The organism is Alteraurantiacibacter palmitatis (assembly GCF_037154115.1).
GTDB classification, from domain to species: Bacteria; Pseudomonadota; Alphaproteobacteria; order Sphingomonadales; family Sphingomonadaceae; genus Alteraurantiacibacter; species Alteraurantiacibacter palmitatis.
On sequence record NZ_JBANRO010000014.1, the window covers coordinates 14,338 to 32,006 of the forward strand.

20 protein-coding genes are annotated in these 17,669 nt (G+C 65.9%); 9 read left to right on the forward strand and 11 right to left on the reverse strand.

Annotation, left to right across the window (positions count from 1 at the left end):
• Position 1: 1 nt before the first annotated feature.
• The 8 genes from tatB to WFP44_RS14945 form a co-directional block, all read right to left on the reverse strand.
• Positions 2-460 (reverse strand): Sec-independent protein translocase protein TatB, encoded by a 459-nt coding sequence (gene tatB, locus WFP44_RS14910; RefSeq protein WP_336927432.1) that lies wholly within the window; start codon positions 458-460, stop codon positions 2-4.
• A 24-nt stretch (positions 461-484) separates the two neighbouring features.
• Positions 485-730, reverse strand: coding sequence for a twin-arginine translocase TatA/TatE family subunit (gene tatA, locus WFP44_RS14915; RefSeq protein ID WP_336927434.1), 246 nt, complete (start codon positions 728-730; stop codon positions 485-487).
• Between the two features lie 34 nt (positions 731-764).
• Positions 765-1,394: an SMC-Scp complex subunit ScpB gene (gene scpB / locus WFP44_RS14920; protein WP_336927436.1), complete on the reverse strand. Its 630-nt coding sequence runs from the start codon at positions 1,392-1,394 to the stop codon at positions 765-767.
• The gene (locus WFP44_RS14925; RefSeq protein ID WP_377923100.1) at positions 1,391-2,194 is read right to left on the reverse strand and encodes a segregation and condensation protein A; all 804 of its coding nucleotides are present in this window, start codon (positions 2,192-2,194) and stop codon (positions 1,391-1,393) included. The genes scpB and WFP44_RS14925 overlap by 4 nt, the downstream gene beginning before the upstream one ends.
• A 13-nt stretch (positions 2,195-2,207) precedes the next feature.
• Entirely contained in the window at positions 2,208-3,224 is a 1,017-nt protein-coding gene (nagZ, locus tag WFP44_RS14930) for a beta-N-acetylhexosaminidase (RefSeq protein ID WP_336927437.1), read from the reverse strand.
• Positions 3,225-3,301: 77 nt separating this feature from the next.
• Entirely contained in the window at positions 3,302-4,033 is a 732-nt protein-coding gene (locus tag WFP44_RS14935; RefSeq protein WP_336927497.1) for an SPOR domain-containing protein, read from the reverse strand.
• Between the two features lie 3 nt (positions 4,034-4,036).
• The gene (gene argS / locus WFP44_RS14940) at positions 4,037-5,782 is read right to left on the reverse strand and encodes an arginine--tRNA ligase (RefSeq protein ID WP_336927438.1); all 1,746 of its coding nucleotides are present in this window, start codon (positions 5,780-5,782) and stop codon (positions 4,037-4,039) included.
• Between the two features lie 69 nt (positions 5,783-5,851).
• Positions 5,852-6,499, reverse strand: a complete 648-nt coding sequence (locus WFP44_RS14945) for a hypothetical protein (RefSeq protein WP_336927439.1) — start codon at positions 6,497-6,499, stop codon at positions 5,852-5,854.
• A gap of 77 nt (positions 6,500-6,576) precedes the next feature.
• Here WFP44_RS14945 and ispH point away from each other — a divergent pair, with 77 nt between their 5' ends.
• The 3 genes from ispH to rnhA are packed head-to-tail and all read left to right on the forward strand — an operon-like array spanning position 6,577 to position 8,992.
• Positions 6,577-7,566, forward strand: coding sequence for a 4-hydroxy-3-methylbut-2-enyl diphosphate reductase (gene ispH, locus WFP44_RS14950; RefSeq protein WP_336927441.1), 990 nt, complete (start codon positions 6,577-6,579; stop codon positions 7,564-7,566).
• A gap of 8 nt (positions 7,567-7,574) precedes the next feature.
• The gene (thrB, locus tag WFP44_RS14955) at positions 7,575-8,549 is read left to right on the forward strand and encodes a homoserine kinase (RefSeq protein ID WP_336927442.1); all 975 of its coding nucleotides are present in this window, start codon (positions 7,575-7,577) and stop codon (positions 8,547-8,549) included.
• The gene (gene rnhA / locus WFP44_RS14960) at positions 8,546-8,992 is read left to right on the forward strand and encodes a ribonuclease HI (protein WP_336927444.1); all 447 of its coding nucleotides are present in this window, start codon (positions 8,546-8,548) and stop codon (positions 8,990-8,992) included. Before thrB ends, rnhA begins: the two co-directional genes overlap by 4 nt.
• Before the next feature lie 12 nt (positions 8,993-9,004).
• Here the strand turns inward: rnhA and WFP44_RS14965 are convergent, their stop codons facing one another.
• Genes WFP44_RS14965 through WFP44_RS14975 form a run of 3 tightly spaced genes read right to left on the reverse strand, consistent with a single transcriptional unit; the run spans position 9,005 to position 11,220 of the window.
• Positions 9,005-9,181 carry a YegP family protein gene (locus WFP44_RS14965; RefSeq protein ID WP_336927445.1) on the reverse strand — a complete coding sequence of 59 codons (177 nt, stop codon included), beginning with the start codon at positions 9,179-9,181 and terminating at the stop codon, positions 9,005-9,007.
• Between the two features lie 36 nt (positions 9,182-9,217).
• Positions 9,218-10,312, reverse strand: a complete 1,095-nt coding sequence (locus WFP44_RS14970; RefSeq protein WP_377923099.1) for an NAD(P)/FAD-dependent oxidoreductase — start codon at positions 10,310-10,312, stop codon at positions 9,218-9,220.
• Positions 10,312-11,220, reverse strand: a complete 909-nt coding sequence (locus tag WFP44_RS14975) for an alpha/beta hydrolase (RefSeq protein ID WP_336927447.1) — start codon at positions 11,218-11,220, stop codon at positions 10,312-10,314. Before WFP44_RS14975 ends, WFP44_RS14970 begins: the two co-directional genes overlap by 1 nt.
• Positions 11,221-11,373: 153 nt before the next feature.
• Between WFP44_RS14975 and WFP44_RS14980 the strand changes: the two genes are divergently transcribed.
• The 6 genes from WFP44_RS14980 to WFP44_RS15005 all read left to right on the forward strand — a co-directional run bounded on the left by WFP44_RS14980 (position 11,374) and on the right by WFP44_RS15005 (position 17,667).
• On the forward strand, positions 11,374-11,865 hold the full coding sequence (locus WFP44_RS14980) for an A24 family peptidase (protein WP_336927448.1): 492 nt from the start codon (positions 11,374-11,376) through the stop codon (positions 11,863-11,865).
• Between the two features lie 79 nt (positions 11,866-11,944).
• Positions 11,945-12,991 (forward strand): Flp pilus assembly protein CpaB, encoded by a 1,047-nt coding sequence (gene cpaB, locus WFP44_RS14985; RefSeq protein ID WP_336927449.1) that lies wholly within the window; start codon positions 11,945-11,947, stop codon positions 12,989-12,991.
• 100 nt (positions 12,992-13,091) lie between these two features.
• Positions 13,092-14,639: a type II and III secretion system protein family protein gene (locus tag WFP44_RS14990; RefSeq protein ID WP_336927498.1), complete on the forward strand. Its 1,548-nt coding sequence runs from the start codon at positions 13,092-13,094 to the stop codon at positions 14,637-14,639.
• A gap of 14 nt (positions 14,640-14,653) precedes the next feature.
• Positions 14,654-15,310 carry a CpaD family pilus assembly protein gene (locus WFP44_RS14995; protein WP_336927450.1) on the forward strand — a complete coding sequence of 219 codons (657 nt, stop codon included), beginning with the start codon at positions 14,654-14,656 and terminating at the stop codon, positions 15,308-15,310.
• 4 nt (positions 15,311-15,314) lie between these two features.
• The gene (locus WFP44_RS15000; RefSeq protein WP_336927451.1) at positions 15,315-16,604 is read left to right on the forward strand and encodes a pilus assembly protein CpaE; all 1,290 of its coding nucleotides are present in this window, start codon (positions 15,315-15,317) and stop codon (positions 16,602-16,604) included.
• Positions 16,605-16,695: 91 nt separating this feature from the next.
• Complete coding sequence (locus WFP44_RS15005; protein WP_336927452.1) at positions 16,696-17,667, forward strand: type II secretion system F family protein; 972 nt, start codon at positions 16,696-16,698, stop codon at positions 17,665-17,667.
• Positions 17,668-17,669 lie beyond the last annotated feature (2 nt).

A 17,669-nucleotide genomic window follows, 5' to 3' on the forward strand; every position in this document is an offset into this window, starting at 1 on the left:
GTCAGCCTGCCTTGCCCGGCACAGGTTCGGAGGGCGCCTGAGGTGCCGGGGCGGATTCTGGAACGGTGGCAGGCGCGGCGGCGCTTTCGGCATTGACGCCAGCGGCAGCCGCATCGGTGGACGCGTCGAGCGGCGGGTCAGCCGGGGCCGGATCGCTGGCGGGTGCGGGCACCATCGGCTTGGCCGGATAGGCGCCCGTCTGCTCGGTTCCCGGTGGGCCGCCATTCGGATGCATCGCCATGATCTTTTCGTTCTGCGCCTTCCACTTCTTTTCCAGGTCTTCCATCTCCGCCTCGCGGATCATGGCATCAAGCCCGGTGCGGAAATGCGAGGATATGCGCCGCAACTTGCCCACGAAACGGCCCACCACGCGCAAGGCGGCGGGCAGTTCCTTCGGGCCGATGACGATCACCGCCACCACGATGATGAGCAGCAATTCCTCTGCGCCGATATCGAACATGGCCTGCGGCGCCCTGAGAGGGGATTAGTTGACGGTCTTGTCGGCAGGCGCGCTGTCGGCAGAAGGAGCGGCGGCGCTGTCAGCCGGGCGGGCCTCACCCGTGATTTGCGCGGGCGGCGGTGTGGCGGGGTTGCTGCCTTCGCTCATCCCCTTCTTGAAGCTGCTGATGCCCTTGCCGAAATCCCCCATCATTTCGGAAATGCGCCCGCGCCCGAACAGCACGAGCACGACGATTGCGACGATCAGGATCTGCCAGATACCGGGCTGCATTGTGAATTCCTTGCGTTAAGCGTGTGCGGACAACCTAGGCGCTTTCCTCCGGGTTTTCCAGCGAGTCTGTCGGTTCGGGCGAAATATCGGCCCGCTGTTCCATCGCTTCGTCGAAGGCGTCGTCCACCGGGTCGAGCAGGCCGGCGGCTTTCAGCTCGTCAATACCAGGCAGGTCGCGGCGGCTGGCAAGGCCGAAATGGTTCAGGAAATCGGGCGTGGTGGCATAAATCACGGGGCGTCCCGGCACATCGCGCCGCCCTGCCACGCGCACCCAGCCCGCTTCCATCAGCACATCGAGCGTGCCCGCACTGGTCTGCACGCCGCGGATCGCCTCGATCTCCGCGCGGCTGACGGGCTCGTGATAGGCGATGATCGCCAGCACTTCGGTTGCCGCGCGCGACAGGCGGCGCAGCTGGTCCTTTTCGCGCCGCAGCAGATGCGCCATGTCGGGCGCGGTCTGGAATTGCCAGCGCCTGCCCCGTTCCACCAGATGCACGCCGCGCGGCGCGTAATGCGCCTGCAACTGCGCCAGCGCCGGCTTCACATCCGCGCCTTCCAGATGGGCGGAAATCTCCTCGGCGCTGAGCGGCGTCTCGGCCGCGAAGAGCAGCGCCTCCACCGCGCGCAGCAGATCGTCGGGCGGCCCCTGTTCATCCGGGTTCATGCCTTCACCCGCCGCAGATGCAGGGGGCCGAACACGTCCTCCTGCCGCAGTTCCGCCTTGCCCAGCCGCGCCAGCTCCAGCGCCGCGACAAAGCTGGAAGCAAGCGCGGAACGGCGCAGGCGCGGGTCGGCGTGCGGGGGAAGGAAGGCACGCAGTTCCAGCCAGTCCAGCGTGACGCCCAGCATGGCGGAGACCCGCTCAATCGCGGAATCGAGCGTCATCACCGGCCGCTCGCGCACCATGTGCACCACGGGCTGCGTGCGGCGCTTCACATCGCCATAGGCGCGGATGAGGTCGAACCAGTCGCACTGCCACTGGTTGCGGCGCAGCACCCGCACGCCTTCGGGCGCGCCGCGCGCGAACACATCGCGGCCCAGCCGGTCGCGTGCCATCAGCCGGGCGGCGGCATCGCGCATCGCGCCCAGCCGTTCGAGCCGGAGTTGCAGGCGCAGCGCCAGTTCCTCCGGGCTGGGATCCTCCTGCTCGTCCTTGGGCAGCAACAGCGCCGATTTGAGGTAAGCGAGCCACGCCGCCATCACCAGATAATCGGCGGCAATTTCCAGCTTCAGCGCCTCGGCCCGGTCGATATAGGCGATGTATTGATCGACCAGAGCGAGGATGGAAATCGCTTTCAGATCGACCTTCTGCCGCCGCGCCAGATCGAGCAGAAGGTCAAGCGGCCCTTCCCAGCCGTCCAGTTCCAGATAAAGCGCGGCATCGCTGCCCGGCTGGCTGGCCACACCATCCCATGCGGCAAGCGGCGGCTCGTCCATGCCGGGAAGCAGCGCCGCCCCCTCCATCACGCCCCCTCCATCACGCTGCGGCCACCTGCGCCAGCAGGCCATCCCTCTGGGCCAGCAGAAAGGCGCGGTCGGCGTCCTGCCGGTGCGCGTCCGGATAGGCCAAGGCCGCATCGAGCCGCGCGTGCGCCGCCGCACCCATCGGCGGCAGGCGGCTGGCAAGGCCTTCCATGTCCTCCATCCTCGCCCAGCAATTGAGCACCAGATCGCAGCCTGCCGCAATCGCCCGCTCCCCGCGTTCGGGTATGCTGCCCTCCAGCGCCTGCATATCGATATCGTCGGTCAGCAGCAGACCGGAAAAGCCGATTGCCCCGCGAATGACATCGGCAATGATTCGCGGCGAAAGCGTGGCCGGGTTCTGCGCATCCCACGCGGGGTAGAGGACGTGCGCGCTCATCCCGATAGGCGCGTCCTTCAGCGCCTTGAACGGCGCAAGGTCGCTTTCAAGTGCGCGTGTGTCCGCGTCGACCACAGGCAATTCCTTGTGGCTGTCGGCCATGGCGCGGCCATGTCCCGGCATATGCTTGACGCAGCCCGTTACCCCAGCCCGCGCCAGCCCTTCAAGCACGCTGCGCCCCAGCGCCGCCACGGCCAGCGGATCGCTGCCCAGCGCGCGGTCGCCTATCACGTCATGCGCGCCCTCCTGCCGCACATCGAGCAGCGGGGCGTAATCGACGCTGATCCCCACCTCGGCCAGATCGAGGCCCAGCAGATGTGCATTGGCGCGCGCCGCCTCCATCGCGCTGGCGGGGGCGACATTCCACAGGTGGGCAAAGGCCCAGCCGCAGGGATAGGCATCCCACACCGGCGGCTTCATCCGCGCCACGCGCCCGCCCTCCTGATCGATCGAGATCAGCAGCCGGTCGCGCCCGTGCAGATTGCGCAATTCATCGGTCAGCGCGCGCAATTGATCGCGGCTCTCCACATTGCGGCCGAACAGGATGTATCCTGCCGGATCGGCGCTGCGAAAAAAGCGGCGCTCCGCATCGGTCAACACGGTGCCGGAAAGGCCGAAAATGGCAGGCGTCATGCGGGAAACTTCGCAGGATTGCGCCGCCGCTTCAAGCGCAGGCAACTGCGTTCATGTGGACAGTGCGTCGGGCCGGCTTACCGCTTCACCTGGCAATCGCCCCCGGCGTTGCGGATGGAGCGGCACAGCGCATTGGCGGCCTCCACATCGCTGGCAATTGCCTGCAGCCGAAAGATCGTGCCGCTGTCGGCAGTGCCCTCCACCACGCGGTGGCCAAGACCCTGCAACGCGGAATAGCGGCCCGAAAGCTGGCTCCAGCCCGCATCGGCAGCGGCGCGGGTGGAATAGGCGCCGATCTGCACGCCCACGCCCGTGGCGGCGCGGGCAGGCGCAGGGGTGGCAGCAGGGCCAGCACCAGTCGTTGGCGCGGCAGTTGGCGCGGCCTCCACATCGATCGAAGGCGCAGGCGCGTCGCCGGCAATGCGCCCTTCGCGGCGCTGCCCCTCGCCCACTTCAAAGCTCATGTCGCCGGTGCCCGCCACTTCGCTGCCGCCGGGATTTTCGGGGCGCTCCTTGTACGGCTCCTCAGGCGCAGCAATCGTGCTGCCGTCGGGAACGGCATCGCCAGCCGATTGCCGCGAGAGGAAGTGATTGGCCGAAAACAGGATCGCGGCAAGCGCTGCCACCGCCAGCGCGGCGAAGATCAGGATGCGGTAATCGCTTGCCGGCTCTTCCTCCTCTTCGTCGGATTCGAGCCAGGGCAGCGCATCATCCTCGTCCGAAGTAAGGCGCAATTGCTCACCCGCCTCATAGGCATCGTCGTGCACGTTTTCGTCGGAGCCGTCATGCTCCCCGCCCGCCATGTGCATCACTTACAATTCCTCCACCGCCTCCACGCCCAGCAGGGCGAGCCCGTTGCGGATTACCTGCCCGATTTGCACGCACAGGAAAAGCCTCGCCTGTGTCAGATCCGGGGAATGTGCCACCATGACGCGCTTTTCCGCATCGTCATTGCCCAGATTCCAGTAGGCATGGAAAGCGGCCGCCAGATCATAGAGATAGAAGGCGATGCGGTGCGGTTCGCGCGCCTTGGCGGCGGCTTCCACCTCGCGCGGGAACTGCGCCGCCAGCTTGACCAGCGCCAGATCGTCCGCGCCCAGCAGATCGAGATGGGCGTCCGAAGGAGCACGGTTTTCCGCCGCCGCCTTGCGCAGGATCGAACAGATACGCGCATGGGCATACTGGACATAGAATACGGGGTTGTCCTTGCTGGCTTCCACCACCTTGGCAAAGTCGAAATCCATCTGCGCTTCGGGCTTGCGCGCCAGCATGGTGAAGCGGACCACATCCTTGCCCACTTCCTCCACCATGTCGGCAATGGTGACGAAATTGCCGCTGCGCTTGGACATCTTGGCCGGTTCGCCATTGCGCAGCAATTGCACCATCTGCACCAGCTTCACATCAAAGGGGATCGGCTTGCCCTGCCCTTCGGAAAGCGCCGCCACCGCCGCCTTGATTCGCTTGACCGTGCCCGCATGGTCCGCGCCCCAGATGTCGATCAATTCATCAGCGGTTTCCGCCTTCTGCATATGGTAGGCGAGATCGGCGCCGAAGTAAGTCCACTTGCCGTCGCTCTTGCGGATCGGGCGATCCTGATCGTCGCCGAACTTGGTCGAACGGAACAGCGGCAGTGCCACCGGCTCCCAATCGTCGAGCACCTTGCCCTTGGGCTGTTCGAGCACGCCGTCATACACAAGATCATGCGCGCGCAGCCACTTTTCCGCCTCTTCCGGCTTTCCGGCGGCCTGCAATTCGGCCTCGGACGAAAAGACATCGTGCGTGATGCCCAGCAGCGCGAGGTCGGCGCGGATCTGGTCCATCATCGCGGCCACGGCTTCGGCCTTGAACAGGGCAAGCCATTCGCTTTCGGGCTGGCCGACATATCTGGCACCGAACTTGTCCGCCAGACGCTGCCCTACCGGCACCAGATATTCGCCCGGATACATTCCCGCCGGAATGTCCCCGATCACCTCGCCCAGTGCCTCGCGGTAACGCAGGTGCGCCGAGCGCGCGAGCGTATCGACCTGGCTGCCCGCATCATTGACGTAATATTCGCGGATCACCTGATGCCCGGCATATTCGAGCAAGGCGGCCAGCGCATCGCCCACCACCGCGCCGCGGCAATGGCCCATATGCATGGGGCCGGTGGGGTTGGCGGAGACATATTCGACATTCACCCGCCGTCCCTGACCCATGGCGGAACGGCCGTAATCCGCACCCAGCCGGGCAATCGCGGCCAGTTCCTCCAGCCAGTTTACAGGGGCGAGACGCAGATTGATAAAGCCCGGCCCGGCAATCTCGGCGCTGGTGATCGCGGGATCGGCGGCGAGCTTTTCCACGATCAGTTCTGCCAATGCGCGGGGATAGGTCGCGGCAGGCTTGGCCAGCACCATCGCGGCGTTGGTGGCAAGATCGCCATGCGCGGGATCGCGCGGCGGTTCCACGCTCACATGGCTGCGCGCAATTCCCGCAGGCAGTCGGCCTTCCGCTTCCAGCGCGGCAAGCACAGCGTCGATCCGGGCCGAGAAGGCGGCGTAAAGCGTGTTCACATCAGTCATGGCCTGCGCCGTTAGCCGGTTTGACCCGCAAACGGAAGGCGCGGCTGCGCCCCGCAGTGAAGCGCAAGCCTAACGGGTGGCGTTGTAGGCCAGTTGATCGTCGGTCAGCTGGAAGCCGATCAGCAGTTCGAACGTGGCACGGGTAACGGCCGCGCGCACTTCGGGCAGGGTCAACGGATCGATCGCGGCGTCCGTGTCGCCCGCGCGGCGGGTGCGCGTGATGCGTTCCCGGATTTCCGGCGGCAGTGTCGCTTCGGCCCGGTTGACCACGGCGCCTGCCGTGCCGCTGGCACTGGCGCGGGCCTGCCCATCGGCAAAGCTCACCGTGACCGTGCCCAGCCGCTTGGCCACAACCGAATCCCCGCCCCGCAGCACGGTGCCGAAATAGGGCAGCTCCACGGTGCGGGCGCCATTGGTGTTGCGGCGCGATGCCTGCACTTCAAACGTGGCATTGGTCTGCACTTCGGCGGCCGATTCGGTGCAGGTGCTGCGCACATTGGTGATGATCGCGGTCACATCAATTGCATCGGCGGTGGTGGCGTGGGCGGGCGAGAACAGGGTGATGTCGCCCGTATAGTCGGCAATACCCACCGCCGGGCAGGCCGTGCGCACGGCCGTAATGCCCACGCCTTGCTGCACCACCAGGTCGCCGGAAGTCTTGCAACCGGCAAGGCCGATGGCGGCGATGGCGGCAACCGATACGATACGCAGGGTCATTCCGGATCCTTGTGTCCTTTTCAAGATGCTGCCCCTACCCCTTTCGCTATCCCGCGACAACCGCTAGTGCCATGGATATGAACGCTCCATTTCCCGAAACGCCATTTCCCGAAACGGCGGCGAAGGCCGGTTTGCCGCCGCTCAACATCCTGATTGCCGCGCCGCGCGGCTTCTGCGCCGGGGTGGACCGCGCGATCGAGATCGTGGAGCGGGCGCTGGAAAGGTATGGCGCGCCGGTCTATGTCCGCCACGAAATCGTGCATAACCGGTTCGTGGTGGACGGGCTGAAGGCCAAGGGCGCCATTTTCGTGGAGGAACTGGACGAGGTGCCCGAAGGCGTGCCGGTGGTCTTTTCCGCGCATGGCGTGCCCAAAAGCGTTCCGGAAGAGGCGGAGCGGCGGCAGATGATTTATGTCGATGCGACCTGCCCGCTGGTGTCCAAGGTGCATCGGCAGGCCGAACGCCAGATCGAGGCCGGGCGGCATATCCTGTTCATCGGGCACAAGGGCCACCCCGAGGTCATCGGCACGTTCGGCCAGGTGCCTGATGGCGCGATGACATTGGTGGAAACGGTCGATGATGTCGCAACCCTTGCCGTGCCGCAGGGACGTCCGCTCGCCTTCCTGACACAGACCACCCTGTCGGTGGACGATACTGCCGATATCATCGCCGCCTTGCAGGCGCGCTTTCCCGATATCGTCGCGCCAAAGGCAGAAGACATCTGCTACGCCACCTCCAACCGGCAGGCGGCGGTGAAGGCCATCGCGCCCAAGGCTGATCTGGTGCTGGTGATCGGCGCGCCCAATTCGTCCAATTCGCTGCGGCTGGTGGAAGTGGCTGAACGCTGCGGCACGCCCGCGCGGCTGATACAGCGGGCATCGGAAATCGATCCGGCCTGGCTGGACAATGTCGCCACCGTCGGCCTCACCGCTGGCGCTTCCGCCCCTGAAGCGCTGGTGCGCGAAGTAGTGGCGCGGCTGGGCGAATGGCGTGCCATTACGGAGGAGCCGGTGCTGACGGCCGAGGAAAACATGATCTTCAAGCTGCCGCGCCAGCTCACGGAATAGGCGCTTTCGTGGCGGTCTATACCCAGCTTAGCTCGGCCGATCTCGAACAGTTGATCGGCCATTACGATGTCGGCCAGCTCGTCAGCGCCAAGGGCATTGCCGAAGGCGTGTCCAATTCCAACTGGCTGATCGAGACGACGGGAAGCGGATCGGGCGGCGCGCGCTTCATCCTGACCATGTATGAACGCCGGATCGACCTTGCCGATCTGCCGTTCTTTCTCGACCTGCTCGATCATCTGGCGGCCAAAGGGTGCCCGGTGCCGCGCACGATCCACGACCGCGATGGCGCCAGCTTCCGCTGGATCGGCCCCAAGGCGGTCGCTCTCATCGAATTTCTGCCCGGCGTCTCGGTCGATCTGCCATCCCCCGCGCAGGCACACGCGGTGGGCCGCGTGCTGGCGCAGATGCATCTGGCAGCCATGGATTTTCCCAAAACCCGCGCCAATGCGCTGGGGGCGGATGCCTCCGCAAAGGTGCTGGCCGAATGCGGGGCGCAGAAGCTGGCGCTGATCGACCCGGCCCTGCCCGCCACCATCGCCATCGCCGCGCGGATCGCGGCGGACTGGCCGCAGGGCCTGCCCCAATCGGTGATCCATTCCGACCTGTTCCCCGACAATGTGCTGATGCGCGGGGACGAGGTTTCCGCGCTGATCGACTTCTACTTCGCCTGCAACGATGCGATGGCCTATGATCTGGCGGTGACGCACGCGGCGTGGAGCTTTGCCGCAGGCGGGCGCGATTTTCGCGGCGATGTGGGCGCGGCGCTGCTGGCCGGATATCAGGAAGTGCGTCTGCTGGAAGCTGCCGAGCGCGCAGCCATGCCAATTTTGGCACAGGCGGCAGCCTTGCGCTTCGTCTCCAGCCGCGCGCAGGATTGGCTGGATACGCCCGCCGATGCCCTGGTGACGCGCAAGGATCCGATGGATTTCGTGCGGCGGCTGGATTTCTACGCCGCGCAGGGGCCCGCGCTGTTCAACGCATGAAGCGCGTCGACATCTTCACTGACGGGGCCTGCAAGGGCAATCCCGGCCCCGGCGGCTGGGGCGTGCTGCTGCGCATGGGAAGGCACGAAAAGGAAATGGCCGGCGGCGAGGCGCAGACCACCAACAACCGCATGGAAATGACCGCGGTGATCCGCGCGCTCAACGCCCTGATCGAGCCGTGCGAGGTGACCATTCACACCGACAGCCGCTATGTAATAGACGGCATGACGAAATGGATCGACGGCTGGAAAAAGCGCGGCTGGGTCAATGCCAGCAAGCAGCCGGTAAAGAATGCCGATCTGTGGCACGATCTGATCGAGGCGACACAGCGGCACAGGGTCAGCTGGGAATGGGTGCGCGGCCATAGCGGCCACCCGGAAAATGAGCGGGTGGACCGCCTCGCCAGCGATGCCGCAGACGAGGCAGGCCGCAATCCCGCTTGACGCAATCCCCGCTTAGCTGTTGTCTTCGACCGGCGCGTCGGGGCCGTTCTTCTTGATCGAATCAATCGCGTTCTGCGCGCTGGCCTTGCTCGCATAGCCTTCGGTCGAGAACATCACTTCCGAATTGTATTTGAAGCGAACGCGGAACTCGCCCGCCTTGTCCTTGTAGATTTCGAACTTGTGAGCCATTTCACTGCATCCCCGGTGGTTGTCGGTATGGGCAGGCTAGACAAAGCGCTGCGGAGAGTAAACAGCCGCGTCAATGGCTTGCGTCATCGCATCGGCACCGCGCCCGGTGGCGATCTGCGCGGCAAGGCGCGCGGCGGCGGGCGCGGTCTGGATGCCGAAACCGCCCTGGCCTGCAAACCAGAAGAACCCTTCGGCCTGCCCATCCCAGCCATAGACCGGCAACCGGTCGGGCGCGAAGCTGCGCAGGCCCGCCCATTTGCGCTCCACCGCGGCGATCCGGCAGGCGATCACCCGTTCGAAGCGGGCGATGGCATGGGCCACATCCAGTTCCTCGGGCGCGGCATCGCAAGGCGGGCTGGGCGTTTCGTCATGCGGGCTGAGCCAGATGCGCCCGCTTTCAGGCTTGAAATAGAACGACCCGTCAATTCCCAGCACCAGCGGCAGGCCGGGATGCACGGGCGGATCGACCCGCAATTGCACCACGGTGCGGCGCAGCGGGGTAATGCCTATGGCCTGCCCGCCCGCGATCTGCGCCACCTCGTCCGCCCATGCCCCCGCCGCGTTGACGAGGACGCGCGCGGTGGCTTGCCCGCCCTGTTCGAATGCCAAGTGCCACAACCCGCCACGCCGTTCCGCCGCGATCAGGCGGTGGCCGGTTGCAATCTGCGCGCCACCCTGCCGCGCCTGCGTCAGATAATGCTGGTGCAGCGCGGCCACGTCGATATCGGCGCACTGCGGTTCGCTTATCGCCTCGACCCAGCCTTGCTGTAAGCCCGGCACCAGCCGTTCCATCCCGGCGCGGGCGATGCGGGTGATCGACACGCCCGTTCCGGCAAAGGTCTGTTCGAAGGAATCGAGGAGGCCAAGTTGATCGGCGCGGGCAATATACAGCGCACCGCGTTCGCGCAGGAAACCGCCTTCGCGCAGCCACGCGCCCGATGCCAGAGTGAGCGGCACCACGCCCGGCCCGCCATAACATTCTTCCCAAAAGGCGGCGGATCGCCCGGTGGTGTGGTAACCGGGATGCCGCTCTGCCTCTGCCACCAGAACGCTGCCATGCGGCGCAAGTTCAGCCGCGATGCTGGCCCCGGCAATCCCGGCGCCGATCACCGCAAAGTCGGTATGGTCAATCACGCGTTAACCAGCCCGTCCAGAAAGCCATCGATCGCCGCCAGCGCCTTGTTCCGCACCGGATCGGCCTCGCGCAGGATTTCATGCGCGGCTTCGGGGCCGAATTGGAGGAAGGTCACCTGCGGCAGGCGCGCGGCGGCGCGGCGTATGGCGGGCGGCGATACCAGCCTGTCACCGCGCGTGGAAAGCAGCATCACCGGCATGGTCACCTTCGCAAGTATGCTCCGCTGCGCCAGATGCCGCATGGAACGCGAAGCCGCCGCCACCCAGCCCCAGCTTCCCGGCCCCATCACCAGTTCGGGCCGCGCCGCGCGCCACCACGCCTCGTCCGAATAGCGCGCCGGATCGTGCGTCAGCAGGGCGCCGCGTCCTTGCGGCAATTCGCCGGGCTTCTCGCTCCATTTCCAAGCCGGGCGACGCGGATCGCCTGCGCGCACCATCGCGCGTGCAAGCGTTTCCTTCAGCCAGAGCGGCACCCAATAGGGGGCGACATCCAACATCGGCGCGGAGAGGATCAGCGCGGCCGGCGCCGGGGACAGCACGCCATCGGCCGCCGCGCGCAGCACCAGATGCCCGCCCATCGAATGGCCCGCCAGCACCAGCGGGCCGCTTTTCCCTGCGGCCCAATCGCTCCAGAGCGCGGCCAGATCGGCAATCCAGATGCCGAAATCGTCGATATGGCCGGTGACGGGATCGGCGCCGAGCCGCCCCGATCCGGCCTGCCCGCGCCAGTCCGCCGCGCTCACCTGCCAGCCCTGCAGCCGCCAATGGTCGAAGGTTTCCAGATATTTTTCATAGGCATCGCCGCGTCCGGGCAAGAACAGAATGTGCCCGCGCGCCGCGCCTTCGCCAGCGGGCGCGGGCCAGTCGATCACGCGGACGGGATGCCCGTCGGGCGCGGGCCACACACGCTCCACCGCGCCTGCCGGAATGGCCCTCCTGTCAAACGCAGATGCCGGCTTCTGGTCGCTGTGCTGAATATCAGCCTCCTGCGCTTGGTTACTTTTTGGTAAGTGATCCCCGCTAGTCAGCGAAGTCCAGGGGTTTCTCGGGGACTTAGAATGCTGGACGAACCGATCAAGTATGCACTGCTGGCGGCCTTGGCAATTGGCCTGCTGGTGGCGGCTTTCACCGATCTCAAGAGCCGCCGCATCGCGAATTGGCTGAACGGCGCGATTGCGCTGGGCGCGCCGGTGTTCTGGTTTGCCAATGGCCTGTCGCTGTGGCCGGGCGTGGCGATGCAGATCGGCGTCGCGGTGGCGACGTTCCTGCTGCTCTCGATCCTGTTCGCCCTGAAGGCAATGGGCGGGGGCGATGTGAAGCTGCTCACCGCGCTGGCCCTGTGGATCGCGCCGGCGCATTTCCTCAAGCTTGTGGTGATGATGGCCCTGCTGGGCGGGGTGCTGACGCTGGTGTTTGGCGCCTGGCACGTGATGCGCCGCCGCAAGGACCGGATCGCCATCCCCTATGGCGTGGCGATTTCCGCCGCGGGCCTGTGGGTGATCGCCAGCTTCTACATTCCCCAGTCGGCCATTCCCGGCCTTTCGGGGTGAACCGCATTTTAACCAATCGCCTGTAATCCGGACACAACTGAACTTTCCGTTACGGACCACTAAGGGGGCTTGACGCACCATGGACAAGAAAAAGCTCATTCTGCTGATGGGGGCGCTGGTCATCGCGATCGGTACCGCCCTTGCCGCACGCAGTATGTTCGCCGGCGCGGCCGCCCCTCAGGTGGAAGCGGCCCCGGTGGAACCGCAAGGCCCCAAGGTTCTGGTCGCCAAGCGCGCCCTGCCCGTGGGCACGATCATCACCGCCGATGCCATCGGCTTCCAGCTGTGGCCCGAAGAACTGGTGCAGGATGCCTATTTCATCGACGGCGAAGCCAATATGGACACGCTGCTTGGCACCGTGGTGCGCCATCCCATCACCGCAGGTGAACCGGTGACGCAAGGCTCGCTGGTGGCTCCGGGCGATCGCGGCTTTCTGGCGGCGGCGCTGGGGCCGGGTATGCGTGCGGTGACAGTGCCGGTGTCGGCCCGCACGGGCGTTGCCGGCTTCGTCTTTCCGGGCGACCGGGTCGATCTGGTGCTGACGCAGACCGTCGAGGGCGAGGAAGGCCAGGGCCTGCGCGCTGCCGAGACGATCCTGACCAATCTGCGCGTGCTGGCCACCGACCAGTCCACCGAAACCACCACCACCGAAGACGGCCGCACCGTGGTGCGCGCCTTCCGCACGGTGACGCTGGAAGTGACGCCGCGCATTGCCGAGAAGATCTCGGTTGCGCAGACCATCGGTACGCTCAGCCTGTCGCTGCGTTCGATCGCGGACAACCAGGCCGAACTCGACCGCGCGATTGCCGCAGGCGATGTGGAAATGCCCGCAGGAGCCACCCGCCAGGACGAGGAACGCATCCTGCGCCAGGTCGTCTCCCGCCCGCGCGATGGGGCCACCACCTATGTGACCGGCGGCGATGTGTCGCGCTTCCAGCGCCGCACCATGCCGGCAATGGGCGGCAACAACAACGCCAGCGCGGCCCCGGCTCCGGCCAATTTCGGGATGCCCAGCGTTCCCGGCGGCGCAGCCCAGCCCGCCCGGCCCGCGGGCCCCGTGGTCCGCGTAACGCGCGGAAAGGACACCACCGAAGTGCCCGTGGCTCGCACCACGGGAACCCGGTGATCGCCCGGTGACCGCCATGACCGACCTGATCGCAACCCACTTTCACCACAACTCCACCGGATCGCAGCCCGCAGGCGGATCCCAGTCGAGAGGCAAGACCATGAAGACCCGCCTTCTCAAGACCGTACTTGGCGCGGCTTGCGCGCTGGCCCCGCTGGCCGCCGTGCCTGCCAGCATCGCGCACGCCCAGTCGATCGTCAGCCCGGCGCAGGACATCGTCCTCTCGATCGGCCGCGGCGAGCTGATCAATGTGCCCGGCAATATGGCCGACATCTTCGTCGCCAATGAACAGATTGCCGATGTGCAGGTGAAATCGCAGCGCCAGCTCTTCGTCATGGGCCTGTCGGGCGGGGTCACCACGATCTATGCCAGCAACGCGGCAGGCGACATCATCTGGTCGGCCAATGTGCGCGTCGGTTCCAACATCGACAGCATCGACCAGATGCTCTCGCTCGCCATGCCTGAAGCCAATATCCAGGTCGCCACGATGGGCACCAACACCGTGCTGCTGACCGGCACCGTGGCCGCCCCGGAAGACGCGGCCGAGGCCGAGCGGCTCGTTTCCGCCTTCGTGGGCGAGAACACCAATGTCGTCTCGCGTCTGCGCATGGCAACGCCGCTGCAGGTCAATCTGCGGGTGCGCTTTGCCGAAGTGAGCCGGTCGCTGGTGCGCCAGCTTGGCGCCAATCTTACCACGATTGACGGCACGGGCGGCTTCCAGTTCGGCATCGGCCAGGGTCGCCCCGGCTTTGCCCCGACATTCCGACCGGGCAGCGCAACGGGCGTGGGCAACCAACTGAAAGTGCTGATCCCCGATCCGAACAATCCCGGCCAGTTCATCGAGGTGGACGGCACCTCGATCAACCCGATTTCCCCTGGCACCACGCTGGGCGGGGTGGGCCGCCTGCTGGGCCTCGATATCGGCGCGGCGCTCGACATGGCCGAACGCGAAGGGCTGGTGACGACGCTGTCCGAGCCCAACCTCACCGCGCTGTCGGGCGAGACGGCCGAGTTTCTGGCCGGGGGCGAGTTCCCGATCCCGCTGAGCCAGGGTCTGGGCACCACCACGATCGAATACAAGAATTACGGCGTCAGCCTCGCATACACACCCACGGTGCTGGCAAACGGCCGCATTTCGCTGCGCGTCCGGCCGGAAGTGTCCGAACTGTCGAGCCAGGGGGCGGTGACGCTCAACGGCTTCCAGGTTCCGGCCCTGACCATCCGCCGCGCCGAAACCACGATCGAGCTGGGTTCGGGCCAGAGCTTCATGATCGCCGGCCTGCTGAGCAACAGCGCGCAGAACACCATCGACCGCGCACCGGGTGTGGGCGAAATCCCGATCCTGGGCAATCTGTTCCGCTCCACCGAGTTCCGCCGCGGCGAGACCGAGCTGGTGATTGTCGTCACGCCCTATCTGGTGCAGCCGGTCAACGACCGTGACATCCGCCTGCCCACCGACGGTTTCCGCGCGGCGACGGCAGCGGAACAGTTCCTGCTCAACCGCGAGCATAATGGCGTATCGGGCGAACTGCGCCCCATGCCGCGCGCGGCTGATCCTGCCCCTGCCAACCCGGCCATCGGCATCATCGACCACGGCGGCGAAGCGCTGGCCGGCGGTGCTGCTGCCCCCGGCTTCAGCCTGAATTGAGAGAGGTGATTGCCATGACCCATCGTATGACGCGCACCGCCGCCACGGCCATTGCCCTCGCCCTCGTGGCCAGCCTTGGCGCCTGCACTGCGCCCAAGGGAACCTTCAACACCTCGCTCAACAGCGTCAACCAGCCAGTGGTGCAGAGCCAGAACCTCACGCTCGACCTGCGCGCCACGCAAAGCGGTTTGACCGTGCCCGAACAGGCGCGCCTTGCCCAATGGTTCGAAGCGCTGGGCCTGCGTTACGGCGACCGGATTTCGATTGACGATCCGATGGCCAATGACGGCGTGCGCGGCCATGTTGCCGCTCTCGCCAGCCGCTATGGCCTGCTGCTGGAAAACGGCGCGCCGGTCACGGTCGGCTATTTGGACCCCGGCTTTGTCCGCGTGGTGGTGACGCGCTCCACCGCCTATGTGCCCAATTGCCCCAACTGGCACGGCAATGCGTCGGGCAATCTGGGCAATCACACCTCGGCCGGGTTCGGCTGCGCGGTGAACAGCAATTATGCCGCGATGGTGGCCGATCCGCAGCATCTGCTGGCAGGGGCCGCGGGCACGGGCGAGACGGTGGTGATGAGTTCGACCAAGGCCATCCAGTCCTATCGCGAGCAGGCCCCGACCGGCGCGAGCGGCCTGAACCAAGTATCCAGCCAGGACACGGGGAACTAATGCTATGAACGCTCCTTGGAAATCAGGGCCCATGGGCAACCGGGATCCCTTTGCCGCCTATATCTGCGACGAGGCCGCGCTCGATGTGCTGCGTCCGGTGGTGGTCGAAATGGGCTGGGCACCGGAAAAGTGCAACAAGGGCGGTCTGCGCAACGCGGTGCAGTCGCTCTCGATCTCGGCCAGCCCGGCCATCCTGCTGGTCGACCTGTCCGAAAGCGGCGACCCGCTGAACGACATCAACGCGCTGGCCGAAGTGTGCGAACCGGGCACGGTGGTGATCGCCACCGGCCAGGTCAACGATGTGCGGCTGTACCGTGATCTGCTGGCCAGCGGCATTCACGATTATCTGCTCAAGCCGCTGTCGGCCACGCAGCTGCGCGACGCGCTGACCAATGCGCAGGCGGTGTTTTCCGCCCCGCGCCATGCCGATGGCGACGGGGACAAGCCGCACATCGCCACCGCAATCGTGGGCACGCGCGGCGGGGTCGGGGCATCCACGCTGGCAACCTCGCTCGCCTGGCTGTTCTCGATGGAGCACCAGCGCTCCACCGCGCTGCTCGACCTGGACGTGCATTTCGGCACCGGGGCGCTCAGCCTCGATCTGGAACCGGGCCGCGGCCTGACCGACGCGATCGAGAATCCCAGCCGCATCGACGGCCTGTTCATCGAACGCGCCATGATCCGCGCGAACGACCGGCTGGCGATCATGAGCGCCGAGGCCCCGATCAACGCGCCCCTGATGACCGACGGCACCGCTTTCCTGCAGCTGGAGGAGGAATTCCGCCAGTCGTTCGAAATGACGGTGATCGACCTGCCGCGCAATATGCTGATCAACTTCCCGCATCTGCTGACGGAAGTGAATGTGGTGGCGCTGGTGACCGAGCTGACGCTGGCCTCCGCGCGCGACACGATCCGCATCCTGTCGTGGCTGAAGAGCAATGCGCCCGGTGCCACGCCGATGATCGTGTGCAACCGGATGCAGACCAGCGGCAGCGAGATTTCAAAGGCCGATTTCGAAGCCTCGATCGAACGCAAGATCAATTTCATGATCCCGCTCGACCAGAAGGCCGCGGTGAACGCCGCCAAGCTGGGCCAGACCTTTGCCGAGGCGAACAAGAGCGCCAAGTCGGCCCAGGTCATGCGCGATATCGCAGGCGCCATCCTTGGCGCAGGCGAAGCGGGCGCGGCCGATGAAAAGGCGGAAGGCAAGTCGGGCTCGCTGCTCGACAAGCTGGCGCTCAAATCGCTGCTGGGTTCGAAGAAGGACAAGTCTGCCGCCATGCCGGCAGAGTGACCGCTCACCCGCGGGCGGAGCCTGCGAGACACAGGCTCCGCCCGCCGGCTGACGGCAAAATGCGTATGTTTTAGGAAGGCAAGGGCAGACCATGGAAATCATCCAGCTTCTGATTATCGCTGGCGGGCTGACCAGCCTGATGCTCATCCTGTATCTGCTCGTGGCCGGCCCCTCGGTAAGCAAGGAGGGCCAGCGCCGGCTGGAAGCGGTGCGCTATCGCCATTCGGAAAGCACCAAGGACCGTGTGGAATCGCAACTGAAGAAGGCGATTGCGGCACGCAAGCCCAAGAATTTCACCAAGGCGGGCGCGGATTCGCGCATTGCCGCCCTGATGCTGCGCCTTGACCGCACCGGCACCAATTGGACGCTCAACCAGTATCTCTACGGTTCGGGTGGGCTGGCGCTGGCGGTGACCGCGCTGCTTTTCCTGCAAACCGGCGCGCTGCCGCTGTCCCTGATCGTGGGCTTGCTGGTGGGCGCGGGCCTGCCGCACATGGTGGTGGGATACCTCATCAACAAGCGCACCAATGCCTTCAACGCCAAGTTCCCCGATGCCATCGAACTGCTTGTCCGCGGCCTCAGATCCGGCCTGCCCGTGGGTGAGACACTGGGCGTGGTATCGGCCGAAATCCCCGGCCCCGTGGGCGAAGAATTCCGCGCGGTGACCGAACGCATCAAGATCGGCCGCACGATGGAAGAAGCGCTTCAGGAAACCGCGAACAAGCTGGGCACGGCGGAATTCCAGTTCTTCGTCATCACCCTTGCCATCCAGCGCGAGACGGGCGGCAATCTGGCTGAAACGCTGTCCAACCTGGCCGATGTGCTGCGCAAGCGCGCGCAGATGAAGCTGAAGATCCGCGCAATGAGCTCGGAATCCAAGGCTTCGGCCTATATCGTCGGCTCGCTGCCCTTCATCGTGTTCACCATGGTTTACTGGGTCAATCCTGGCTACCTCAGCGGCTTTTTCGAGGACGACCGGCTGATCGTGGCGGGCCTTGGCGGGCTTGTCTGGATGAGCATTGGCGGATTCATCATGGCCAAGATGGTCAGCTTCGAAATCTGATC